Consider the following 21,797-nt stretch of genomic DNA (forward strand, 5'->3'; position numbering starts at 1 on the left):
CATGACCACGGTACGAACGGCCATCGTCATCGGCGGTGGCATCGCCGGGCCGGTGACAGCGCTCGCGCTGCGCCGCGCCGGCATCACCGCAACCGTCTACGAGGCGTACCCGACCACGGCCAGCGGCATCGGCGGAACCCTCGCCCTCGCGCCCAACGGCGTCGCGGCTCTGCGTACGGTCGGCGCGCACGAGGCGGTGACGGCGATCGCCACACCGATCGGCAGCAGCGCTCTGGCCGTCGGCCGGCGCCGCATCGCCATGCCCACGCTGACCGGGGTGCCGCCGCTGCACGTGGTGCACCGGGCCGAGCTGTACCAGGTGCTGCACGACCAGGCATTCGCCGAGGGCGTGCCGTTCGCGTACGGCAAGCGGCTGGTCGACGCCGAGCAGACCGGCGACGGCGTGATCGCACGCTTCGAGGACGGCAGCACCGCGACCGCCGACATCCTCGTCGGCGCGGACGGGATCCGCTCCACGGTCCGGGGTCTCATCGACCCGGCCGCGCCCGGTCCCCGGTTCACCGGGCTGCTCGGCTTCGAGGCGGTCGCCCGGCACGAGGTGGACGCCGAACCGGGCACCATGACGTTCGCGTTCGGCCGGCGCGGCTACTACCTGTACTGGCCGGAGCCCGGCGGCGGCACCCGGTGGGGGGCCAACCTGCCGCAGCAGCGGCCGATGAGCCTCGTCGAGGCCCGGGCGGTGCCGTCGGAGCAGTGGCTGGACACGCTGCGCGCCACCTACGGCGACGACGATCCGGGCCGGGAGTTGGTGGCCACCAGCAACGCCGACGACCTCCAGGTGGTCGGGTCGTTGCAGATCATGCCGCCGGTGCCGCACTGGCATCGGGGCCGGATGGTGCTGGTCGGCGACGCGGCACATGCACCGTCGAACAGTTCGGGGCAGGGCGCGTCGTTGGCCATCGAGAGCGGCGTGCAACTCGCCCGCTGCCTGCGCGACCTGCCGGACGTCGAGGGGGCGTTCGCCGCGTACGTGCGGCTGCGTCGTAGCCGGGTGGAGAAGGTCGCCGCCCGCGCGGCCCGGATCAACCACGCGAAGGCTCCCGGTGCTGTCGCGCGGACGCTGATGCCGTTGCTGATGCCGCTGATGGTGCGCACGGTGCTGGACCCGGAGAAGACCGTCGCCGACGAGCAGCGCTACGTCATCGACTGGGACGCGCCGGTCACGGCGGAGCCCGCCCTGCGCTGAGCGGTGGCTGCGGGGTGGCCGGCCCGCCACCCCGCAGCGGCCAGCTACCCCGCGTCGTCAGGCCGCGTCGTGAGGCCGCGCTGCTCAGCGCTCAGGCCGAGGCGGCAGCCACCGCCGTCCGGGCGACCAATGCGCGACGTAGGTCGTCGTCGGCGTCGGTCACCACCCGACGTAGGCCGGGGGTCAGGTCGTCGCGGGCCAGCAACGCCGCGGCCGCCTCCCGGGTGGGCTGCGCCACGGCGTAGCGGGGGAACGCCAGGGCGGCCACCCGCTCGGCCGTCCAGGGGGTACGCCGGTGCGCGGCGGCCGGCATCTCCGCGAAGTACCGATCGACGTACGCGGCGGTCAGGTCGGCCTGCTCGGGTTGCCAGAACCCCTCGGTGATCGCCTCCAGCAGCCGACCGGACAGCTCGGTGCCCCGCACGATGATCTCCCAGGTCGCCTGCTTCGTCGCCGGGTCGGGCACTGCCGCCCGGCAGTAGGCGGCCTGTTCAGCGCCCGTGGAGCTGTTGTCGGCGGCGGCCTCGATGGCGATCTCCGCCTCGCCGGCGGCGCCCAGCACCACCAGGCGACGCAGCACCGCCCAGCGCAGCTCCGCGTCGACAGTCAGACCGGCCGGCACGTCCCGGCCCGCGAGCCAACCGACGAGCAGATCCGCGTCGGTGGTCGCGTCGATCCAACCCCGTGCGGCGGCGAGCTGCAACGACTCCCCGGCCGGTGCGCCGTCGAGCAGCCGCTGGCACGTCCCCGCGACCCTGGCCAGCGCCGTGGAGCGGGTCAGGGGGTCGAGGTAGCGGTCGACCAGGGACCGGCTGAGCGTCAGCACATCCTCCGCGATGATCACCTCTGTCTCGGCGGGCAGCGCGGCGGCCATCAGGTCGACAAGGCCGGTGACCGGCCGCTCGCCGTCGGTCGTCGCGTCCAGTGCCTCGCGCCAGAGCACCGCCCGGGCCAGCGGGTCGGTCAGAGCGGGCAGCACCTGCGGGACGGCGTCCGCCGACGCCGGGTCGAGGCGCACCTTCGCGAAGGTGAGGTCACCGTCGTTGAGCAGCAACAACCGGGCCGCCGGCTCGCCGGTCAACGCACCGAGAACGGTGCGACCTCCGTCGGCGTTCGGGTCGATGTCCGCCTCGTCGCGCCGCCCGGTGCCGTCCAGCGAGTAGCGGCCCACGCCGATCCGGTGTGGGCGCAGCACCGGGTGCGACTCGGGCGCGGTCTGCACCACTGCGACCTCGCTGTAGCGACCGTCCGCGTCCACTGCGACCTCGGCACGCAGCGTGTTGACCTGCGGGCGGCGCAACCACAGCTCGGCCCAGTCGGACAGGTCCCTCCCACTGCTGGCGGAGAGGCTGCCCAGCAGGTCGGCGAGGGTGGCGTTGCCGAAGCGGTGTGCGGCGAAGTGCGCGTTCAGGCCGGCGAGGAATGCCTCGTCGCCGAGCCACGCGACAAGCTGCCGCAGCACACTGGCGCCCTTGGCGTACGAGATGCCGTCGAAGTTGAGCAGGCCCGCCTCGGCGTCGACGACCTCCTGCGGGGCGATCGGGTGGGTGGAGGGCCGCTGATCGGCGGCGTAGCCCCATGCCTTGCGCCGCATGGCGAAGGTGGTCCAGGCCTGATCGAAGCGGGTCGCCTCGGCGGTGACCCGGGTGCCGAGGTACTCGGCGAAGGACTCGTTCAACCACAGGTCATCCCACCAGCGCATGGTGACCAGGTCACCGAACCACATGTGGGCCATCTCGTGGGCGATGGTGCCGGCCCGCTGCCCGCGCTGGGTGTCGGTGACCGCCGAACGGAACACGTAGTCGTCGCGGAAGGTGACGAGACCCGGGTTCTCCATCGCGCCGCTGTTGAACTCGGGCACGAACGCCTGGTCGTACTTGCCGAACGGGTAGCGTTCGGTGAAGAGCTGGTGGAACCGGTCCAGGCACTGCCGGGTGATGGTGAAGATCTCGTCGGCGTCGGCGTCCAGGTGCTCGGCGAGCGACCGGCGGCAGTAGATGCCCAGCGGTATGCCGTCGTGCTCGGCCCGCCGGACGTGGTACGGCCCGGCGATCAGCGAGAAGAAGTACGTGGCCAGGGGCTCGCTCGGGGCGAACTCCCAGCGCCCGGGGGCCGGGTTGGCGGCCAGCTCGGCGTTGCCGGCGACGATCCACTGCGGCGGCGCGGTGACCGAGAGGGTGATCGGGGCCTTGAGGTCGGGCTGGTCGAAGGCGGCGAAGATGCGCGGCGCGTTGTCGAGGAAGGACTCGGCGTAGAGGTACGTCTCGCCGTCGGCCGGGTCGACGAAGCGGTGCATCCCCTCCCCCGTCTTGGAGTACGCCATCTCGGCCTCGACGATGAGCGTGTTCTGCTCGGCCAGGTCGTCGAGCGGCAGCCGGTTGTCGGTGAGCAGACCGGGGTCCAGGTCGCTGTCGTTGAGGCGTACACCGCGCAGTTTGGCGGGCTTGACCTCGGCGAAGGTGGCGGTGCCGGGGGTGGCCCGGAACCGGATCTCGACGCGGGAGCGGAACACGTCGCCGTCACCGGTCAGGTCGAGGTCCACCTGATAGGACTCGACAGTAATCGCCGCGCCACGCGCGGTCGCCTCTACACGGGTCAGGCTCGGCATCCGCTTATCCTGCCCGATGGGGATCGGCACCCGGTCACCACACGACCCTCGGCACTGGAGGAAAGAACCATGGCGCAGCACCCCAAGGGCGACTTCGACCTCTCTCGGGCGGTCTGGCAGCGGGCCGAGGGGGACACCTCCGACAGCGCCGTCGAGGTCGCCTTCGTCGACGACCTGATCGGGATGCGCAACTCGGCCGAGCCGAACGGGCCGGTGCTGGTCTTCACCCAGGCCGAGTGGGACGCCTTCGTGGCCGGCGCGCAGGACGGCGAATTCGACCTGGACTGACAGTGCCCGCCGACCCGTCGGTGGTGGATCGCCGTGCCGGTGCCCGAGGTCGGGACACCGGCACCGCCACGCCGGCGGGTTGGCCTGCGCACTCCCGGATCGGCCAACCGGGGCCGGTCGTCAACCATCGCCATCGCCCCAGCCGAGGCCACCCGGACCCGGGGCGTGGTGGAAACCCGGATGGTCGGTCACGTCGACGCAGCGTTCGCCGTCCGGGCCGACCGCGCCGCAGAACAGTCGCTCGGCCCGCTGCCAGGCGTCCGCCGGTGACAGGGCCGCCGCACCGAGTGCCACCTCCGAGCGGAGCAGGCTCAGCGCCTCCGCGTACGCCACGGCCAGCTCGCGCGCCTCGGCCGGGCCGGGCGCGGTGAAGCCCAGGTGCACTGTGAAGAACCGGTGCGGACGAGTGGGCCGCCGCGGCGGCCCGATCAGTGACCGCCCGTCGCGGCCTGCGCCCAGTGCCCCGGCCGCTCGCCGCTGCCGCCAGTGCGGCGATCTGTTGTCGCGCATTCGCCCTCCCCGTGCTCGTCCCACTCGGGCGTGTTTCGGAAGTGTCGGTCGAGCCGAGCCGGAGTCCAGGCCGGCCAGCACTTCCGAAACACGCCCTAGCAGCAAACCAGGTTCCGCCGCCCCTGGGAGGGGCCAGCCGGGCGGGGTTCAGCGGCGAGGACGGGGGTAAGCGCAGCGGCAAACAGCCACCAGCCGCACCTGCGCGTGAGGAGACCCGATGGCGACAATGCCGGCGGACCGCAGCCCGGACAGCACCTTCGCGCTGCTCCGCGCGGGTTACCGGTTCATCGGCGAGCGCTGCGAGCGGTACGGCAGCGACGTCTTCAAGACCCGGATCCTGCTCGCCCCGACCATCTGCCTGCGCGGCCGGCCGGCGGCGGAGCTGTTCTACGACAACGACCGCTTCCAACGCGCCACCGCGATGCCGCTGCGTGTGCAGCGAACACTGACCGGGCGGGGCGGGGTGCAGGGGCTGGACGGGCCCGAGCACTCCGACCGCAAGGCCATGTTCATGTCGATCATGACACCGTCGGCGATCCAGCGACTGGGTCAGCTCTTCGACGACGAGTGGCGGACCCGGGTTGCCGCCTGGGAGAGCGCCGGCCCGGTGTCGCTCTACGACGAGCTGGGCCGAATGCTGACCCGGGTGGTCTTCGCCTGGGCCGGGGTGCCGCTGCCCGCGTCGCAGGTAGAGCGCCGCGCCGTCGAGCTGCACGCCATGATCGAGGCACCGGCCGTGCTGGGCCCCCGGCACTGGCGGGGACGGCTGGCCCGGTACCGCGCCGAACGCTGGCTCGCCGACCTCATCGAGCGGACCCGGGTCGGTTTCGCCCCGGCGCCGACCGGTAGCGCCCTGGCGGTGATCGCCGAACACCGGGACGGGCGCGGCAAGCTCCTCCCCCGGCGGATCGCGGCGGTGGAACTGCTCAACGTGCTACGCCCGGTCGTCGCCGTCGACCAGTACATGACCTTCGCCGCGGTCGCCCTGCACGACCATCCGGCCTGGCGGGACCGGGTCCGTGACGACGACGAGGCCACCGAGCAGTTCGTCCAGGAAGTACGCCGCTACTACCCGTTCTTTCCGATCGCGGCGGCCCGGGTCCGGCGGTCCTTCGACTGGCAGGGCCACCACTTTCCGCGCGGCCGGCGGGTGCTGCTCGACCTCTACGGCACCAACCACCACCCGAGGCTCTGGCCGCAACCGGAGCTGTTTCGCCCGGAGCGGTTCGCCGGCCGCCGGGTCGACCCGTTCGCGCTGATCCCGCAGGGCGGCGGCGACCACTGGGCCGGGCACCGCTGCGCCGGTGAGTGGATCACCATCGACCTGATGAAACGGGCGGTCACCAACCTCGTCACCAGCATGCGCTACGACGTTCCCGTCCAGAACCTGGCCCTGGATCTGCACCGGATGCCCGCGCTGCCGCCCCTCGGGCTGACAATCACCAACGTCCGCCGCACCGGCTGACCCGCCCCGCCGATCGCAGCGACCGGCGAGGCGGGTACGCCCAGCCGTCAGGGATGCAGAACGCTGCGCAGACAGCCGTCCTCCTTCTTCTCGAACAGCTCGTACCCCTGGGCGCCCTGCTCCAGGGAGAGCGGGTGGGTGGCCAGATAACCGGGGTCGATCTCGCTGGCGGCGAGCCGGTCGAGCAACATCGGGATGTAACGCTGCGCGTGCATCTGCCCCATCCGCAGCACCAGGGCCTTGTTCATGGCCGCGCCGAGCGGAAACTTGTCGACCAGGCCGGCGTACACACCGACGATGCTCACCGTGCCGCCCTTGCGGCACGCCATGATCGCCTGGCGGACCGAGGTCGGGCGGTCGGTCTGCAACCGCGCCGCCTGCTTCACCCGGTCGTACGCGTAGGTCGGTCCGACGTCGTGCGACTCCATGCCGACCGCCTCGATGCAGGCGTCCGGCCCGCGCCCGGCGGTCAGTTCACGCAGCGCCTCCAGCACGTCGGTTTCCGCGTAGTTGATCGTCTCGACCCCGATCCGTTCGGTGGCGGTTTTGAGCCGATCCGGGAATCGGTCGATCATGATGACCCGTCCGGCGCCCAGGAGTTGCGCCGAACGGGCCGCCATCTGACCGACGCCACCGGCACCCCAGACGGCCACCACCTCGCCACCGCTGAGCCCGCAGAAGTCCGCCGCCATCCACCCGGTGGGCATCGCGTCGGAGGCGAACACCACCGAGTCGTCCGGCACTCCGTCGGGTACGGCGAAGGCGCCGATGTCGCCGAACGGCACCCGGATGTACTCGGCGTGTGATCCCGAGTAGCCGCCGGCGGCGTGCGAGTAGCCCAGAATGCCGGCCGGTGAGTGCCCCCACAGCTTCTCGGTGAACACCGGTTGCGGATTGGAGTTGTCGCAGAGCGAGTACTGCTCGGTCCGGCAGTACCAACAGCCACCGCAGGCGACCACCGACCCCACCACCACCCGGTCGCCGACCCGGTGCCGCCGTACGCCGGGCCCGGTCTCCATCACCTCGCCCATGAACTCGTGGCCGAGGATGTCCCCCTTTCGCATCGCCGGCAGGTATCCGTTGATCAGGTGCAGGTCGGAGCCGCAGACGCTGCTGGCCCGGACCCGGACGATGATGTCTCCCTCGGCGCGGATCTGGGGCTCCGGCACGTCCCGGACGGCCAGCTTGCCGACGCCTTCCCAGCAGAGCGCCCTCACGCCCGTCCTCCCGTCATCAGCTTCTCCCGCATGTTGTCGGTCGCCTTCTCCTGGGCGGGGCTCCGGCCGGACGGGTCTTCCCGGGTGTCCACCACCTGGCCACACTCGATCAGCGCCTTCACCCGCCGCAACGCGTCCCGCAGCGCCAGGTCCGGCTCGTCACCGCCGACCAGGCCGGCCAACCGACGCACCGGACCGGAGCGGTAGCGCAGCTCGGCCCGGATCTCGGTGCCCCGACCCTGGGGTGCTTCGGCCAGCTCGATCCGCCCCAGCTGCGGCATCGGCCCGTCCTCGACCCGCCACGTCAGGGTGCCCGCCCCCTCGACGGTGATCTCGGCCCGCCACTGCGTCTCACCGCCGGCCCGGTCGCGGGCCACGCACCGCCAACGCCGCTCGTCGAGTTGCTGCAACGTGGCCCACCCCGCCAGCGCGCGGTCCAGCCGTTCGCGGTCGGTCCAGAAGCCGATCACCTCGTCCCGGGACCGGTCCACGGTCACCCCGCGACGCACCACGTACCAACCGTCCTGTCGCTCCGGCTGATGCCGATGCCGACGGCGGGCCACCGCCCGCCCCACGCCGACCGCCGTCGCCGCGGTGACGCCGAGCAGCGCCCACCTGGTTCCGTTGTTGGTCATCACGTCTATCTCCTCCACCCGGACAACCGGGCATGGACAGCTCTTGAGGGCAGCGCTACCCGGGGTCCGCCAGTCGAAACGACCAGCTGTTTGATCGACGGAAATGCGGGCAGATGCTGCTCAACACCGACCACGACCTGTCCGCCACGGAGTTGTCATGTCCTTGTTCAGCCCTACCGGAGACGCCCGGCCCGCCACCCGCCGGTGCGAGGTCGCACCGGCCGGCACCGGCACGTCGCCGGTGCGCCTACCGATGACGTACGTGCTGCCGCTGCGCTGGCACACCGACACCGGCCTGGCCGAGCTGACCGACTACCTGCGCTGGCTCGGTCACCGGGTGGAGGTGCTCGTGGTCGACGGCTCCCCTCCGCCCCTGTTCGCCCGGCACGCCGAGGCGTGGCGAGGGCTGGTCCGGCACCTTTCACCGGATCCGGGCGAGCGTGGGCTCAACGGCAAGGTGCTCGGTGTACGCACCGGCGTCCGCGCGGCCGGCCACGAGGACGTGGTGATCGCCGACGACGACGTCCGGTACGACGAGTCCGCGCTGCGCGCGGTACACAGGCTGCTGGACCGGGCCGACCTGGTACGACCGCAGAACTACTTCGACCCGCTGCCCTGGCACGCCTGGTGGGACACCGGCCGCACGCTGCTCAACCGGGCGCTCGGGGCGGACTACCCGGGCACCCTCGCCGTGCGGCGCAGCACCTTCCTCGCGATGGGCGGGTACGACCCGGACGTGCTCTTCGAAAACCTGGAGCTGATCCGCACGGTGCGCGGGTACGGCGGCACCGAGGCCGCCCCGGCCTGGCTGTACGTCCGCCGGCTGCCTCCGGACGCCGCGCACTTCCGCGGTCAACGGGTCCGTCAGGCGTACGACGATCTGGCTCAACCGGCCCGCCTGCTGGCCGTGCTCGCGGTGTTGCCGGCACTGGCGGCGGCCGTCGCGTCGCGCCGGCCCAGGCTGGTGCTCGGCGCGGTGGCCGGGGTCGTCGCCCTGGCCGAGGCGGGTCGCCGCCGCGCCGGTGGCACCCGGGTCTTCCCGCCGGCCACGGCGTTGGCGGCCCCACTCTGGCTGCTGGAACGCGGTGTGTGCGGCTGGCTGGCGGTCAGCCAGCGTCTCCTGCTGGGCGGCGTCCGCTACGGCGACACCCGAATCCGCCGAGCCGCCAACCCCGCCCCACGCAACCCACGGCTCCCCGCGATCTTGCACTTCCGGTTGGGACAAAACCGTCGGTAGACCCACGAAACTCCGGCCGAAACCGCAAGATCGGCGCTGACCTCAACGCGACAGCTCGCGGGCACCGGAGGGTGACCGCGAGCTGTCGTGCTGTTGGGGTGGGTCAGGGGGTTGCGTGGTCCTTGACGTGGTGGGCGGCGGACTTCGTGTCGTCCTTGACCGCGTGCACCGCGTCCTGAGCGGTGGACTTCACCGACTCGGCGGCCTGCTGGGCCGGCTCGCGCAGCTCGCTGGCCACCTCGCCCAGCTTCTCCTTCACGGCCCCGCTGTGCTCGCTGACCTTGGCCTTCACCTGGGTTGCGGCCTGCTGCTCGCGGCGGGAGGCCGGGATCAGCGACGAGGCCAGCCAGCCGACCCCGAACGCGATCAGGCCGGCGGCGAGAGGGTTGCCCTGGGACTTCTGCCGGATCACCCGCGGCGCGCTGTGCGCGGCGTCGCTGACGGTGCTCGCCGCCGAGTGCGCGGCGTCGCTGACGCTGGAGGCCGCCGACGAGGCGCGGTCACCCACCGAGTGGGCGGCCTGGCCGGTGCCGTGGCCGAGGTCAGACGCGGTTCCCATGACCTTGTCCCTCACATTCTGCAGAGCGGAACGGGCCCGCTGCTTACGGTCGTCGACGATGCGGCTCGGGCTGACCTTGTACGCCAGCGCATCCACATCGGAGCTGAGGCTGTTACGGGTGGCTTCGATCTCCCGGCGGATCTGATCGGGATCGGTGCTCATCGGGTGACTCCCTCCGGGTGCGGCTTGAGCGCGTCGGGGATCCGCTGCACGCTGTCGTTGGTCTGCCTGAGCCCGCGTACGTGCTGAGCGTTCTTCTTGGCCATCGAGTAGAGGACCGCGGCGACCACGGCCCAGATCACGGCCACGATCAGCGCGGCCAGGCCGGAGTCCATGACGTTGTCCAGGAACTGCCAGATGGCGATGGACACGAAGAGGGCCACCATGTAGCCGCCGAAGCCGGCACCGCCGAAGAGGCCCGCGGCCTTGCCGGCCTTCTTGCCCTCCTGCCGGATCTCGGCCTTGGCCAGCTCGACCTCCTGACGCATCAGCGTCGACAGGTCGGTGGTGACCTGACGCATCAGGTCACCCAGCGAGCTGCTCTTCACCTCCGACGCGGTGTGCGGGGCACCCGCGTCGGGGTGGTAACCGGAGTCCAGTCCGGACCCCTGCGTCGGCATGCTCATGCCGTCGCCTCCCTTCGGATGACTCGGCGGCTCACGGGCGAGGGCTGCCGCTGGACGGCACGCCCGGCAGCGGGTCGGTCTGGGTCACCGGTGGCAGCGGCTGGCCGGTGCCGGAGTGCTCCGGGTAGTCGCCCCGGCCGGGCTCGACAGAGCCGCCGGGCGCCGGGTCGGCGTAGCCACCGGGCGTCTGGTCGGCGTAGCCACCGGACGTCGGCGGGGTGTGCGTGCCGGGGGTCGGGTCGAGGTAGCCGCCCGGCGGAACGGCGTCCGGCACCGCGCGGGGCGCCGGCGGCGGCGTCGGGATCACGGCGGTCTGCTCCGGGTCGTACGCCCCGGCGCCCCGGAAGGTCGAGGAACCGTTGCCGGAGTCGTCGCCCGCGGCCGAGATGCCACGGGTCAGCCGGCCGGCCAGCACACCGAGCACCGCAGCGCCGACCAGGAAGGTGCCCGGGTTACGCCGCGCATAGTCGCGTGCCTCGGTGATCAGGTCGCCGGGCTCACGCTGCTCAAGCCAGCCGGCGACACCCTGCACCCGGTCGGCTGCCTGGCGGGCCAGCTCGGTCACCGGGCCGGCCTGGCCACCCTGCTCGGCCATCGAGCGCATCTCGTCGGCCAGCGAACGCAGCCCACCGGCGGCTCGGCGCTGCTGCTCACCGGTCTGGCTGGCGAGCTGGCTGCGGGCCTCGCCGTACAGGTTGCGGGCCTGCCGGGCCGTCTCACGGCCGACCTCGGTGCCCTGCTCCTTGGCGGTCTGGGCGACCGCGCCACCGGCCTGCGCGGCCTCCGACCCGACCTGGCGCGCCTGGTCGCGGACGCCACCGCCGTTGGTCGACTGCTGCCCGTACGTGGAAGACGTAGGTGAAAGATCGTAAGTCATGATTTCCCTTCCGCTCAGAAAGTCGTAGCGGTTGTGCTGGGGGGATGCGGCGCGTTGCCGCCGCCGCTGACCATTCACCTACCCTGCGTTTCGGCTTCCATACCTCTTCGTGCATTTATCTGCGCGGCCCACCGGTTGGTCTTCAAAATGGAGGATCGTCGGGCTGCGTCACGTCGCCGCTGCGGACAGTGAGGTTCGCGAGGCCGGCAGATCCACGGAGGGGGCAGCGATGGCACGAGACGCACGAGGCGGCCGAGCGGCCGGTCCCCGACCCCGGGTCCAGCTGGCCGCGCTGGTAGTGGCCGGGGTCTTCCTGCTGATCGGCGTCCTCGGCTTCATCCCCGGCATCACCACCGACTACGGCGAGCTGCGGTTCGCCGGGCACCACTCGGACGCCCGCCTGCTCGGGCTGTTCCAGGTGTCGATCCTGCACAACGCGGTGCACCTGCTCTTCGGGCTGGCCGGCCTGGTGCTGGCCCGCAGCGTCGCCGGCGCCCGCGTCTTCCTGGCCGCCGGTGGCGCGGTCTACCTCGCTCTGTGGCTGTACGGCCTGGGGATCGAGGCGGTCAACCCGGAGGGCGGGGCGAACATCCTGCCGGTCAACGACGCCGACAACTGGCTGCACCTCGCGCTCGGCTTCGGGATGCTCGCGCTCGGGCTGCTGCTGTCGAACCAGGCCGGCACCGGCGGACGCCTGGACAGTCCCGCCGACCGGCACTGAACTGGACTTTTGTGGTTTCGCGGTCACACCCGCAGGGGTAACTGACCGGCGAAGGAGGTGCGACCATGCCTCGTTGGCTGCGTGACAACGCCCTGGCCGTCGCCATGCTGGGGGCGTTCCTGGTCTTTCTGGTGTTGCAGAGCGTCTTCGGCTGGCAGACCCACAATGAGGAGCTGACCGAGTTCGGGGCCGCGCCGCTGAGCTGGCCGGCGTACCTGACCAGTGGGCACTTCGCGGAGTCGGTCTTCGAGAACTGGGAGTCCGAGTTCCTCCAGATGGGCGGGTACGTGCTGCTCACGGCGTACCTGGTGCAGCGGGGCTCGGCCGAGTCGAAGCCGATGGACCAGACCGACCGACCGGAGGACGACGAGCGCCGGGCGACCCCGCAGTCACCCTGGCCGGTACGCGTCGGCGGCCTGCCGCTGGTGATCTACCGCAACAGCCTCTCCCTCGCGCTGCTGCTGATCTTCGCCGGCTCGTTCGTCGGTCACCTGCTCGGCGGCACCGCCGCGTACAACCAGGAGCAGGCGCTCCAGAGCGGGGCGCCGCCGATCGGGGTGTGGGAGTTCCTCGGCACCAGCGACTTCTGGTTCCAGTCCATGCAGAACTGGCAGAGCGAGTTCCTCGCGGTCGGCGCGCTGATCCTGCTGAGCATCGTGCTGCGCCAGCACGCCTCGCCGGAGTCGAAGCCGGTGACCGTCGAGCACGCCAGCACCGGCGCCTGAAAACGGCGACACGGCAGCGGCGACGCGGCCGTCAGGCCGCGACCGGCAACCGCTTGGCGAAACAGACGCTGTACGGGTTGCCCACGTACTCGCCGTAGACCGGGACCTGCTGGTAGCCGCACGAGGTGTACAGCGCGATCGCGGCCGGCAGGTAGGTGCCCGTCTCCAGGCAGACCACCGAGTGCCCCTGCCGGAACGCGCACTCCTCCAGCGCGGCGAGCAACTGACGACCGATCCCCCGCCCCCGGTACGCGGGCCGGACGTACATCCGCTTGACCTCGCCGGTCTCGGTATCGATCGCCTGGAGCCCACCACAGGCGACCGCCCGGCCGTTCACCACCACCGCCAGGTAGCGGACGTCGTCATGGGGGACGAAGACCTGCCCGTCCAACCCACCATCGGCCTCGCGCAGCTCACGCTGCTGCGCGATGACCATGGCGGCGATCTCCGGGTCGGTGCCGGGCCGGGACTCGATCAGCATCACCCCACGCTAGGACGCGTGGATTTCGGGAGGGTTTCCGGAAATCAACCCCACCACGGAGCGCAACGAACTACTCGGCGTCGTCCTCGTCGTCGATGTCGTCGTCGGACGCGTCCGCGCCCAGATCGTCGGCCGAACGCACCCGGCGAGCCTTCCGGGCGGCGAGCCGATCCGCGGCGGAGGCCCGGTTCGACTTCTCCTCCAGGCGGACATCGGTGCCCCGGTTGCCGGGTACGAAGTCCACACCGGCGAAGAGGGTCGGCTGCCAGTCGAACTCGCGCACGCCGATCCGGACCAGGTCACCGGGCTGCGCGCCGGCCTTGGCCAGCTTGTCCTCCACCCCGAGCCGGGCCAGCCGGTCAGCCAGGTAGCCGACCGCCTCGTCGTTGTCGAAGTTGGTCTGCTTGACCCAGCGCTCCGGCCGCACGCCGCGCACCGTGAACGAGCCGTCCGCCTCGGCAGTGATGGTGAAACCGTCGTCGTCCACGGCGATCGGGCGGATGACGATCCGGGTCGGCTCGGCGGGCGGGGCGGCCTTACGCTCCGCGTCGACAAGCTCGGCCATCGCGTAGGTCAGCTCCTTGAGCCCTTCCCGGGTGGCCGCGGAGACCTCGAACACCTGGTAACCGCGCTCCTCCAGGTCGGGGCGCACGATCTCGGCGAGGTCCCGGCCGTCCGGCACGTCTACCTTGTTGACGGCGACCAGCCGTGGGCGGTCGGCCAGACCGCCGTACTGGCTCAGCTCGGCCTCGATGGCGTCGATGTCGGCCACCGGGTCACGGCCGGGTTCCAGGGTCGCCGAGTCGATGACGTGCACCAGCACCGCGCAGCGCTCGATGTGCCGCAGGAACTCCAGGCCCAGGCCCTTGCCGGTGGCCGCGCCGGGGATCAGGCCCGGCACGTCCGCCACGGTGAAGGTGTGGTTGTCCATCCGGACCACGCCGAGGTTGGGCACCAGGGTGGTGAACGGGTAGTCGGCGATCTTCGGCTTCGCGGCGGAGATCACCGAGATCAGCGACGACTTGCCGGCGGACGGGAAGCCCACCAGGCCCACATCGGCGACGCTCTTCAGCTCCAGCACGATGTCCAGTTGGTCGCCGGGCTCCCCCAGCTCGGCGAAGCCGGGCGCCTTGCGCTTGGCGTTGGCCAGCGAGGCGTTGCCCCGCCCGCCGCGCCCACCGCGGGCGACCTCGAAGGTGGTGCCGGCGCCGACCATGTCGGCCAGCACTGTGCCATCGGAGGTCTGCACCACTGTGCCGTTGGGCACCTTGAGCACCAGGTTGTGGCCGTTGGCCCCGTCCCGGTTCGAGCCGGCGCCGCCCTTGCCGTTGTCGGCCTTGACGTGCGGGTGGAAGTGGAAGTCGAGCAGCGTGGTCACCTGCGGGTCGACCACCAGGGACACGCTGCCCCCGTGCCCACCGTTGCCGCCGTCCGGTCCACCGAAGGGCTTGAACTTCTCGCGGTGGATCGAGGCACAACCGTGCCCGCCATCGCCGGCCTGCAGATGCAGAACGACCCGGTCAACGAACGTTGCCACGGCGTCAATCCTTCCAGCGAGGTCCAACCTCGCACTTCGCGAAAAAGGCTAAGCGGGCCGGGACCCGGAGGTCCGCGGCCCGCTTAGCCCGAGAACTACTGCTGCGGAACGATGCTGACGGTCTTGCGACCGCGCTTGGTGCCGAACAGGACCGCACCGGCGGACAGCGCGAACAGCGTGTCGTCGCCGCCACGGCCGACCAGGTCACCGGGGTGGAACTTGGTGCCACGCTGCCGGATGATGATCTCACCGGCGCTGACGACCTGACCACCGAAGCGCTTCACGCCGAGTCGCTGGGCCGCGGAGTCACGACCGTTACGCGAGCTGGACGCACCCTTTTTGTGAGCCATTGGAGGACGACCTACTTCCCGCTGGAGATGCCGGTCACCTTGACCTGGGTCAACGGCTGGCGGTGACCCTGGCGCTTGTGGTAGCCAGTCTTGTTCTTGAACTTGTGGATCCGGATCTTCGGGCCCTTGGTGTGCGCGGCGATTTCGCCGGACACCGCGACCTCGGCAAGCTTCGCCGCGTCGGTCACCAGGTCGTCACCGTCGACGAGGAGCACCGCGGTGAGCTTCACCGCGTCACCGGGGGCACCGGTGAGCTTCTCGACCTCGATCACGTCGCCCTCGGCGACCTTGTACTGCTTGCCGCCGGTCTTGACGATCGCGTACATCGGAGGCGGACTCCCTGTCGTTGAGGCTGCTGGCGGTCGTTCCCGCAGCGGCTCGCCGGGTAGCAGTGCACGGCGGCGCGGGCACACGGGAACTCGGCACACCAAAGGTGGGCCGCAGGCAAGAGTACGCCATCGCTGGCCCGGACCCCAAACCGGCCCGCCCTGGTCAGCGCGCGCAGAGCTGGTCGAGGCGCTGCTGGAGCCGGTCGAGTTCGGTCTCGTCGATCGACTCGACGTCGGCACCGAGCGCGGAAATCTCGGTGCCGAGGTCGGTGAGCAGCGTCTTGAGCTGCGGATCGTCGGTCCGCTCCGACTGCTCCCGCAGTACGGTCCGCCAGCCCGCCAGCGCCGCCTCGGCCCGTCCCCGGGCGGCCTCGGCCGTGCGGCTGTCCCCGGCGCCCACCGCCGCGAGCATCTGACCCAGCTCAGCCACGTACGTCCGAACGGCTGTGGTGCTGGCCTCCTGCGCGGCGGCGCAGACCTGGGTGGCGTCGCCGCCCGCCACATGACCGCTGGCCGGCATTGCGGTCGGGCCGGCAGGGGTGCCGGCTGCCGCCGAGCCAGCGCCCTCGGCGGTCCCACCGGTGGAGCAGCCGGCCGCGACGGAGAGCATGGCGAGCAGCGCGGTGACCGCGAGCAGACGGCGCATCTTCTTCTCCTGACCTGGGACAGCCGATCGAGGACCGGGTGGCCACAACGGCGAGGTCCCTCCCCCGTCACTTTGCCGGGAGAGGGACCTCGTCAAACACGTGGCCGGTCAGGCGCTCAGGGGCGGGTCCGCCGACGGGTGCCACCGCGACGCGACCGGCGACGGCCGCCACCGCCCTCGGTGGTTTCCTCGTCGCCCTCACCGTCAGCGAGCGCGTCCGGGTCGTCCGCCGCGGCCAGCCGAGCCGACTCACCCTGCTGAGCATCGGAGATCGCCGGCGCGGCGGCGGTGTCCGACTCGTAGCGGGACAGGTCGTAGCCCATGGTGTCCTGGTAGTCGGCGCCCGGCTCGGCCGTGGTGTCGGTGTCGACGACCTCGACCGCGGTCCGCTCGGCCGCAGCCGGGGCGTTCTTGCGCGCCCGGCGGCGGGACGAGGTGGCACCCTGCTCGGCTGCCGGAGCGGGAGCCACCGCTGAGGCGACCGCCTTGACCTTCTCCCCCGCACCGGCGGGACGCGGCTTCTCCGGCACCGGCTCGGTGTGGATGATGACGCCCCGGCCCTTGCAGCACTCGCAGGTCTCGCTGAACGCCTCCAGCAGGCCCGCGCCGATCCGCTTACGGGTCATCTGCACCAGGCCGAGCGACGTGATCTCGGTGACCTGGTGCTTGGTGCGGTCCCGGCCCAGGCACTCAGTGAGTCGGCGCAGCACCAGCTCACGGTTCGACTCCAGCACCATGTCGATGAAGTCGATCACCACGATGCCGCCGATGTCCCGCAGCCGGAGCTGACGGACGATCTCCTCCGCCGCCTCCAGGTTGTTGCGGGTGACGGTCTCCTCCAGGTTGCCCCCGGAACCGGTGTACTTGCCGGTGTTGACGTCGACGACAGTCATCGCCTCGGTGCGGTCGATCACCAGCGAGCCGCCGGAGGGCAGGAAGACCTTGCGGTCCAGGCCCTTGATGATCTGCTCGTCGATCCGGTACTCGGCGAAGACGTCGCTCGTGCCGACGTGCCGGCGCATCCGGTCGACCAGGTCCGGGGAGACGTGCGACAGGTACGACTCGACCATGTCGTACGACTGCTCGCCCTCGATCACCAGCTCGCGGAAGTCCTCGTTGAACAGGTCCCGGACCACCCGGATGACCAGGTCGGGCTCCCCGTAGAGCAGCACCGGAGCGCCACCCTCGGCGGCCTTGGCCTGGATGTCCTCCCACTGCGCCTGGAGCCGCTTGACGTCGCGGGCCAACTCGTCCTCGGTGGCGCCCTCGGCGGCCGTCCGGACGATCACGCCCGCGCCGTCCGGGACCAGCTTCTTGAGCACGTCGCGCAGCCGCTTGCGCTCGTTGTCCGGCAGCTTGCGGCTGATCCCGGAGGCGTTGCCGTTGGGCACGTAGACCAGGTGCCGACCCGAGAGCGCGATGTGGCTGGTCAGCCGTGCGCCCTTGTGCCCGATCGGGTCCTTGGTGACCTGGACCAGCACCGAGTCGCCGGAGCGCAGCGCCTGCTCGATCGAGCGGGCCCGCCCCTCCAGCCCGGAGGTGTCCCAGTTGACCTCACCGGCGTACAGCACGGCGTTGCGGCCCCGACCGACGTCGACGAACGCGGCCTCCATGCTCGGCAGCACGTTCTGCACCTTGCCGAGGTACACGTTGCCGGCCATCGTCCCGGAGGAGTTGCGGGTGACGTAGTGCTCGACCAGCACGCCGTCCTCCAGGACGGCGATCTGGGTGCGGTCACCGCGCTGGCGGACCGCCATCACCCGGTCGACGGCCTCCCGGCGCGCCAGGAACTCCGACTCGCTGAGGATCGGCGGGCGGGTACGGCGCTGCTCCCGACCGTCCCGGCGACGCTGGCGCTTGGCCTCCAGCCGGGTCGAGCCGGACACACCCTGCACCTCGTCGACGGTCCGGCGCGGCTCGCGGATCTTCACCACTGTCGGCACGCCGTCGTCCGCCGCGCCCTCCGTGTCACCGGCGCCACGACGGCGACGGCGACGACGGCGACGGGTCAGGCCGTCCCCGCCCTCGGACTCCTCGTCCTCGTCGCCCTCGGCTTCGGCCTCGGCGGTCTCTTCCTCATCGGCCTGCGCCGCCTCCTCGGACTCCTCGTCCTCGGCGTCGTCGGCCCCGCCCTTGCCCCGGCCCCGGCCCCGGCGACCACGTCGGCGGCGGCGGCGCGCGGCGGCGCTGTCCTCGTCGTCCTCATCCGCCTCGGCGGCCTCGTCGGCCTCCTCGGTCGGTTCCTCTTCGGCCTCGATGGCCTCGATCGGCTCCACCGGCTCGACCTCGCGGCGACCACGCCGACGGCGGCGGGACGGCTCGGCGGCTTCCTCGACGGCCGGCTCCTCGGTCGCCGCGGCGGGCTCCACCGGTCGGGTCACCGGCACGGCGTCCGGCTGGGGTGCCATGAACAGCACTGTGGGCGCGGAGAGCGCAGCGCGCCGACGACGGGTACGCGGCTGCTCCGGCTCGATCTCGGCCGGCTCGTTCGGCTCATCCGTCACACCGGAGACGGCCACACCAGGTGGCACCTCGCCGGAGCGCTCCTGCGCACCGCTACTCCAGGCCAGTTCGGCGGCGGACGTGCTCGGGAGGGCCGGGGAGTCGTTCAACTCGGCCTCTGCCTCGCGCAGGTCGGACTCCGCCGGCGCCTCGGCGACGTCCGGCTCCTCGACGACCGGCTCCTCGACCGCTGGCGACTCGTCGACGGCGGTCGGCTGTTCGGTGGCGGGCGGCTCCTCGACGGCAGCCGGTGTGGCCTTCTTGCGCCGGGTACGGGTCACCTTGACCGGCGGCACCACCTCGGCCGAGGCCGCTTCCGCAGAGGCGGCGACCAGCGGCTCCTCGGCGGTCGTCTCGACGGGGGTGGCCTTGCGGCGGCGCCGGGGAGTCTTCGGTGCGACGTCCAGGTCGCCGGAGACCGGGGCGAAGACCTCCGCCTGCGGCGACTCGACGTTGCCGGCGCCACCGGTGGGCGCCTCGATCGGGGCGTCGGTCTGCTCCGGCTGGTTGAGCGGGGCGGCCCGACGACGGGTCGCCCGGGTGCGCCGCGCTGGCGCGGCCGGTTCGGCGGCCTCAGCGGGAGCGCTCTCCGCGCCGGCCGGTTCCACCGAGGCCGAACCGACGGCCGTGGTGGAGGTCTCGACGGCGGCACCGTCGGCCGTGGTGCTCTGGTCGGCGGTTGCACCGGCCGGCTGTGAACCGGTCCGTTCGCCGCCCTCGGGCTCGTTCTCGAGCATGGACGTTCTCCAGTTCTGGCTAGCCCGGGCGCGGGTGAGCGCTGCCACGCAGGGTCGCCGCAAAAGTGTTTCCGCCGGGCGCGCGTGGTGCGCGACCGCCGAAGTCTGCCTGCCAGAACACCGACCGTCGGTCAGTGCCCAACGATGGCTGCCCCGTCGCGGTCCGCATCCAACGGATCCACGATCGCACCCTGCGCGGTCAACGTGCCCTGAGCCAGCCGTGTCACCCTCGGCGAAACCGGCGGCTCCAGGTCGGCCACCACGCGGAGGCCGGAAAGGACGTCATCGGGCCGTACGGACGGGGTGACCTGCCGCACGACCAGTTCGAGTATCGCACACGGTACGGCCGGCGCCCCGGAAGGCGTCGGCGTAGGCAGTTGGACATCGATCGATATCACGGCGGCTCGGGCGTCGAAAGTGCGTCGACCCTGCTTGGTCATCCGCTCGACCAGCACCTCCTCGGCCGCCACGAAGGCGTCCACCGCAGCGCGCAGCACCGCCGTGTCGACCTCAGGCAACTCGATGTGCCAGTGCGACGCCTCGATCCGGTCGGGCAGGTTGCCCCCTTCGGCGATCACGGCGTCCAGGACGTCCAGCCCCGGCGAGAGCGCGGCGTCCAACGCGGCGCGCAAGGCCGCCGGGTCGACGGCCGCCTGAAGGGCGATTTCCAGGTACTCCGCCTCGCTCGCCACCCCGGTGGGCGCGGCGCTGGCGTAGGAGATCTTCGGGTGCGGATGGAAACCCTGGGAGAAGGCGACCGGCACGGCGGCCCGGCGTAGCGCGCGCTCGAACGCCCGGGCGAAGTCCCGGTGCGAGGTGAATCGCAGCGGTCCACGCTTGGCGTACCGGATGCGGACGCGCTGGACGACCGGTGCCTGGCCGCCCTCGGGTTGAGGCTTTCTGGCGATCGTGGGCTCCTCGGGTGTACCTGCGTGTCCGCCCATCCTGGCGCAGGGCTCGTGACGGTACGCAGCCGGGGCGGCCGATTGGCCCGACAGACGGGTGCAAAATGGTCGTACGAGTCGTGACCACCGGCCGGAAAAGCCCGATGGCCGGCTGGTGACCCGCAAGAGTCACCAGCCGGCCACCACGATCAGGACCGGTTACCGCTCCTGCGGCGGGGCGGGCGGCGGTCCGCCCGGGGGGCCGTAACCGGGAGGCGGCGCATAACCGGGAGGCGGGCCGTAGCCGGAGGGCGGGCCCTGGCCGGGGGGCGGAGCGGCATACCCGGCGGATGGGGCGTACCCGGGGGCTGGCGGGTAGCCGGACGGCGGGGCGTAACCCGCGCCCGGCGACGGGTAGGCACCAGAGAGCGCCTGGTCCAACGCCTCGTCCGGGATGTCGGCGGCCCGAGCCGCCTCCCGCCGGTACCGCCGGCGGTTCCAGATGAGGAACACCGCCAGCCCCAACAGCAACACCAGCACCACGGCGATGCCGATGCCCACCACCATGACCTGCTGGTCGGTCGGGCCACCGCGATCGCCGTGCTGGGTGACGTCGAACTCCTCGTCCGGACCCGCGGCACGGGCAGTCGAGCCCGGGTCGACCGGCGCCGCGGCCGGGTCGAGCAGCGGGTTGGCGGTGACCGCCGGCACGTTCGCGGTCAGCGCCTTCATCGGGTCGATCACTCCGAAGCCGTACTGCGGATCGCGGCCGGACGGGCCCGCGTCCCGCACGGTCCGGATGATCCGGTTGATCACGCTCGGAGCGTTGAGATCCGGATACTTCGACCGGATCAGCGCGGCCAGACCGGAGACGATCGCACCGGAGTCGGAGGTGCCGTCACCCCAGCCGTAGCCACCCTCGTTCGTGACGTTGTAGACGCTGTCGCCGGGAGCGGCGACCACCGCCTCCGGCCCCTGGACGGAGCCGGACCAGAACGCTCCGCCCTTTGTCGTCCCGGTCACCGCGACCACACCGGGGGTGTTGGCCGGGGTTCCGACCGCGACGTGGCCCTTGGCGGTGTTACCGGCGGAGGCGACCACCACGACGTCACGGTCCAACGCGTACTTGATCGCGTCCCGCTCCACCGGGTTGGCGAGGCCCGGGCCACTAATGGAAATGTTGATCACCTTTGCGCCGCCGTCGACGGCCATCCGGATGCCCCGGGCGATCCCAGCGCCCTTGTAGACCCCGTCGTCCTTGCGCATCTTGATGGGCAGGATCTTCACAGCGGGGGCGATGCCGACCACCCCGTCGCCGCTGGATTTCGCCGCGATGATGCCGGCTATGTGCGTGCCGTGTCCGTCGTCGTCGGACCGGCCGTCGCCGGAGGTGCCGTAGCTGCGACCACCGGCAAGCACCTGACCGCGCAGGTCCGGATGGCTGGCATCGACGCCACTGTCGATCACGGCCACGACCACGCCCCGCCCGGTCGAGATCTTGTGCACCTGGTCGATCCGGAACTCGTCCAGATACCACTGCTCGGCCCGCCGGGGCGCGGCTGCCGCCGGCTGAGCGGCCCCCACCACCAGGAGCCCCGCCAGCAGGCAGGCGGTCACAGACCAGAGGCTTCCGACGTTCACCCTCATCCGTCCATC

General features: G+C 71.7%; 21 protein-coding genes. 6 read left to right on the forward strand and 15 right to left on the reverse strand.

Annotation, left to right across the window (positions count from 1 at the left end):
* Position 1 precedes the first annotated feature (1 nt).
* Positions 2-1,207: an FAD-dependent monooxygenase gene (locus AB0K35_RS33450; RefSeq protein WP_363890565.1), complete on the forward strand. Its 1,206-nt coding sequence runs from the start codon at positions 2-4 to the stop codon at positions 1,205-1,207.
* 91 nt (positions 1,208-1,298) lie between these two features.
* On the opposite strand, the gene pepN is transcribed toward AB0K35_RS33450, so the two are convergent.
* Positions 1,299-3,815, reverse strand: a complete 2,517-nt coding sequence (gene pepN, locus AB0K35_RS33455; RefSeq protein WP_363890568.1) for an aminopeptidase N — start codon at positions 3,813-3,815, stop codon at positions 1,299-1,301.
* 69 nt (positions 3,816-3,884) lie between these two features.
* Here pepN and AB0K35_RS33460 point away from each other — a divergent pair, with 69 nt between their 5' ends.
* On the forward strand, positions 3,885-4,103 hold the full coding sequence (locus AB0K35_RS33460) for a DUF397 domain-containing protein (protein WP_124817462.1): 219 nt from the start codon (positions 3,885-3,887) through the stop codon (positions 4,101-4,103).
* A 120-nt stretch (positions 4,104-4,223) separates the two neighbouring features.
* Here AB0K35_RS33460 and AB0K35_RS33465 read toward each other — a convergent pair whose 3' ends face one another.
* Positions 4,224-4,613, reverse strand: coding sequence for a hypothetical protein (locus AB0K35_RS33465; RefSeq protein ID WP_238670895.1), 390 nt, complete (start codon positions 4,611-4,613; stop codon positions 4,224-4,226).
* Positions 4,614-4,830: 217 nt separating this feature from the next.
* Between AB0K35_RS33465 and AB0K35_RS33470 the strand changes: the two genes are divergently transcribed.
* Complete coding sequence (locus AB0K35_RS33470) at positions 4,831-6,078, forward strand: cytochrome P450 (RefSeq protein ID WP_363890571.1); 1,248 nt, start codon at positions 4,831-4,833, stop codon at positions 6,076-6,078.
* 47 nt (positions 6,079-6,125) lie between these two features.
* Here the strand turns inward: AB0K35_RS33470 and AB0K35_RS33475 are convergent, their stop codons facing one another.
* Complete coding sequence (locus AB0K35_RS33475) at positions 6,126-7,295, reverse strand: zinc-dependent alcohol dehydrogenase (RefSeq protein ID WP_363890574.1); 1,170 nt, start codon at positions 7,293-7,295, stop codon at positions 6,126-6,128.
* Complete coding sequence (locus tag AB0K35_RS33480; RefSeq protein ID WP_238670892.1) at positions 7,292-7,930, reverse strand: cyclase; 639 nt, start codon at positions 7,928-7,930, stop codon at positions 7,292-7,294. The genes AB0K35_RS33475 and AB0K35_RS33480 overlap by 4 nt, the downstream gene beginning before the upstream one ends.
* Before the next feature lie 157 nt (positions 7,931-8,087).
* On the opposite strand from AB0K35_RS33480, the gene AB0K35_RS33485 reads away from it, so the two are divergent.
* Complete coding sequence (locus AB0K35_RS33485) at positions 8,088-9,167, forward strand: glycosyltransferase family 2 protein (protein ID WP_363890577.1); 1,080 nt, start codon at positions 8,088-8,090, stop codon at positions 9,165-9,167.
* A 103-nt stretch (positions 9,168-9,270) separates the two neighbouring features.
* Here the strand turns inward: AB0K35_RS33485 and AB0K35_RS33490 are convergent, their stop codons facing one another.
* Genes AB0K35_RS33490 through AB0K35_RS33500 form a run of 3 tightly spaced genes read right to left on the reverse strand, consistent with a single transcriptional unit; the run spans position 9,271 to position 11,229 of the window.
* A complete protein-coding gene (locus tag AB0K35_RS33490) occupies positions 9,271-9,888 on the reverse strand; it encodes a DUF3618 domain-containing protein (RefSeq protein ID WP_238670890.1) in 618 nt (205 codons plus the stop codon).
* On the reverse strand, positions 9,885-10,352 hold the full coding sequence (locus tag AB0K35_RS33495) for a phage holin family protein (RefSeq protein WP_238670889.1): 468 nt from the start codon (positions 10,350-10,352) through the stop codon (positions 9,885-9,887). Before AB0K35_RS33495 ends, AB0K35_RS33490 begins: the two co-directional genes overlap by 4 nt.
* 31 nt (positions 10,353-10,383) lie before the next feature.
* Entirely contained in the window at positions 10,384-11,229 is an 846-nt protein-coding gene (locus tag AB0K35_RS33500; protein ID WP_238670888.1) for a hypothetical protein, read from the reverse strand.
* Positions 11,230-11,458: 229 nt separating this feature from the next.
* Here AB0K35_RS33500 and AB0K35_RS33505 point away from each other — a divergent pair, with 229 nt between their 5' ends.
* Both AB0K35_RS33505 and AB0K35_RS33510 read left to right on the forward strand, forming a co-directional pair.
* Positions 11,459-11,950: a DUF4383 domain-containing protein gene (locus tag AB0K35_RS33505; protein WP_363890582.1), complete on the forward strand. Its 492-nt coding sequence runs from the start codon at positions 11,459-11,461 to the stop codon at positions 11,948-11,950.
* 65 nt (positions 11,951-12,015) lie between these two features.
* Positions 12,016-12,675 carry a DUF6766 family protein gene (locus AB0K35_RS33510; protein WP_091409920.1) on the forward strand — a complete coding sequence of 220 codons (660 nt, stop codon included), beginning with the start codon at positions 12,016-12,018 and terminating at the stop codon, positions 12,673-12,675.
* 31 nt (positions 12,676-12,706) lie between these two features.
* On the opposite strand, the gene AB0K35_RS33515 is transcribed toward AB0K35_RS33510, so the two are convergent.
* The 8 genes from AB0K35_RS33515 to mycP all read right to left on the reverse strand — a co-directional run bounded on the left by AB0K35_RS33515 (position 12,707) and on the right by mycP (position 21,788).
* Entirely contained in the window at positions 12,707-13,156 is a 450-nt protein-coding gene (locus AB0K35_RS33515) for a GNAT family N-acetyltransferase (protein ID WP_363890584.1), read from the reverse strand.
* 70 nt (positions 13,157-13,226) lie between these two features.
* Positions 13,227-14,693 carry a GTPase ObgE gene (obgE, locus tag AB0K35_RS33520; RefSeq protein ID WP_238670884.1) on the reverse strand — a complete coding sequence of 489 codons (1,467 nt, stop codon included), beginning with the start codon at positions 14,691-14,693 and terminating at the stop codon, positions 13,227-13,229.
* Between the two features lie 95 nt (positions 14,694-14,788).
* A complete protein-coding gene (gene rpmA, locus AB0K35_RS33525) occupies positions 14,789-15,043 on the reverse strand; it encodes a 50S ribosomal protein L27 (RefSeq protein WP_007464062.1) in 255 nt (84 codons plus the stop codon).
* Positions 15,044-15,054: 11 nt separating this feature from the next.
* Complete coding sequence (gene rplU / locus AB0K35_RS33530; protein ID WP_007464063.1) at positions 15,055-15,369, reverse strand: 50S ribosomal protein L21; 315 nt, start codon at positions 15,367-15,369, stop codon at positions 15,055-15,057.
* Between the two features lie 166 nt (positions 15,370-15,535).
* A complete protein-coding gene (locus AB0K35_RS33535) occupies positions 15,536-16,018 on the reverse strand; it encodes a hypothetical protein (protein WP_363890587.1) in 483 nt (160 codons plus the stop codon).
* Positions 16,019-16,134: 116 nt separating this feature from the next.
* A complete protein-coding gene (locus AB0K35_RS33540) occupies positions 16,135-19,257 on the reverse strand; it encodes an Rne/Rng family ribonuclease (protein WP_363890589.1) in 3,123 nt (1,040 codons plus the stop codon).
* 131 nt (positions 19,258-19,388) lie between these two features.
* Complete coding sequence (locus AB0K35_RS33545) at positions 19,389-20,201, reverse strand: TIGR03936 family radical SAM-associated protein (RefSeq protein ID WP_274526189.1); 813 nt, start codon at positions 20,199-20,201, stop codon at positions 19,389-19,391.
* A 159-nt stretch (positions 20,202-20,360) separates the two neighbouring features.
* Positions 20,361-21,788 carry a type VII secretion-associated serine protease mycosin gene (gene mycP / locus AB0K35_RS33550; protein ID WP_363890591.1) on the reverse strand — a complete coding sequence of 476 codons (1,428 nt, stop codon included), beginning with the start codon at positions 21,786-21,788 and terminating at the stop codon, positions 20,361-20,363.
* Positions 21,789-21,797: the final 9 nt, after the last annotated feature.

This window comes from Micromonospora sp. NPDC053740 (assembly GCF_040677775.1).
Taxonomy (GTDB): domain Bacteria; phylum Actinomycetota; class Actinomycetes; order Mycobacteriales; family Micromonosporaceae; genus Micromonospora; species Micromonospora alfalfae.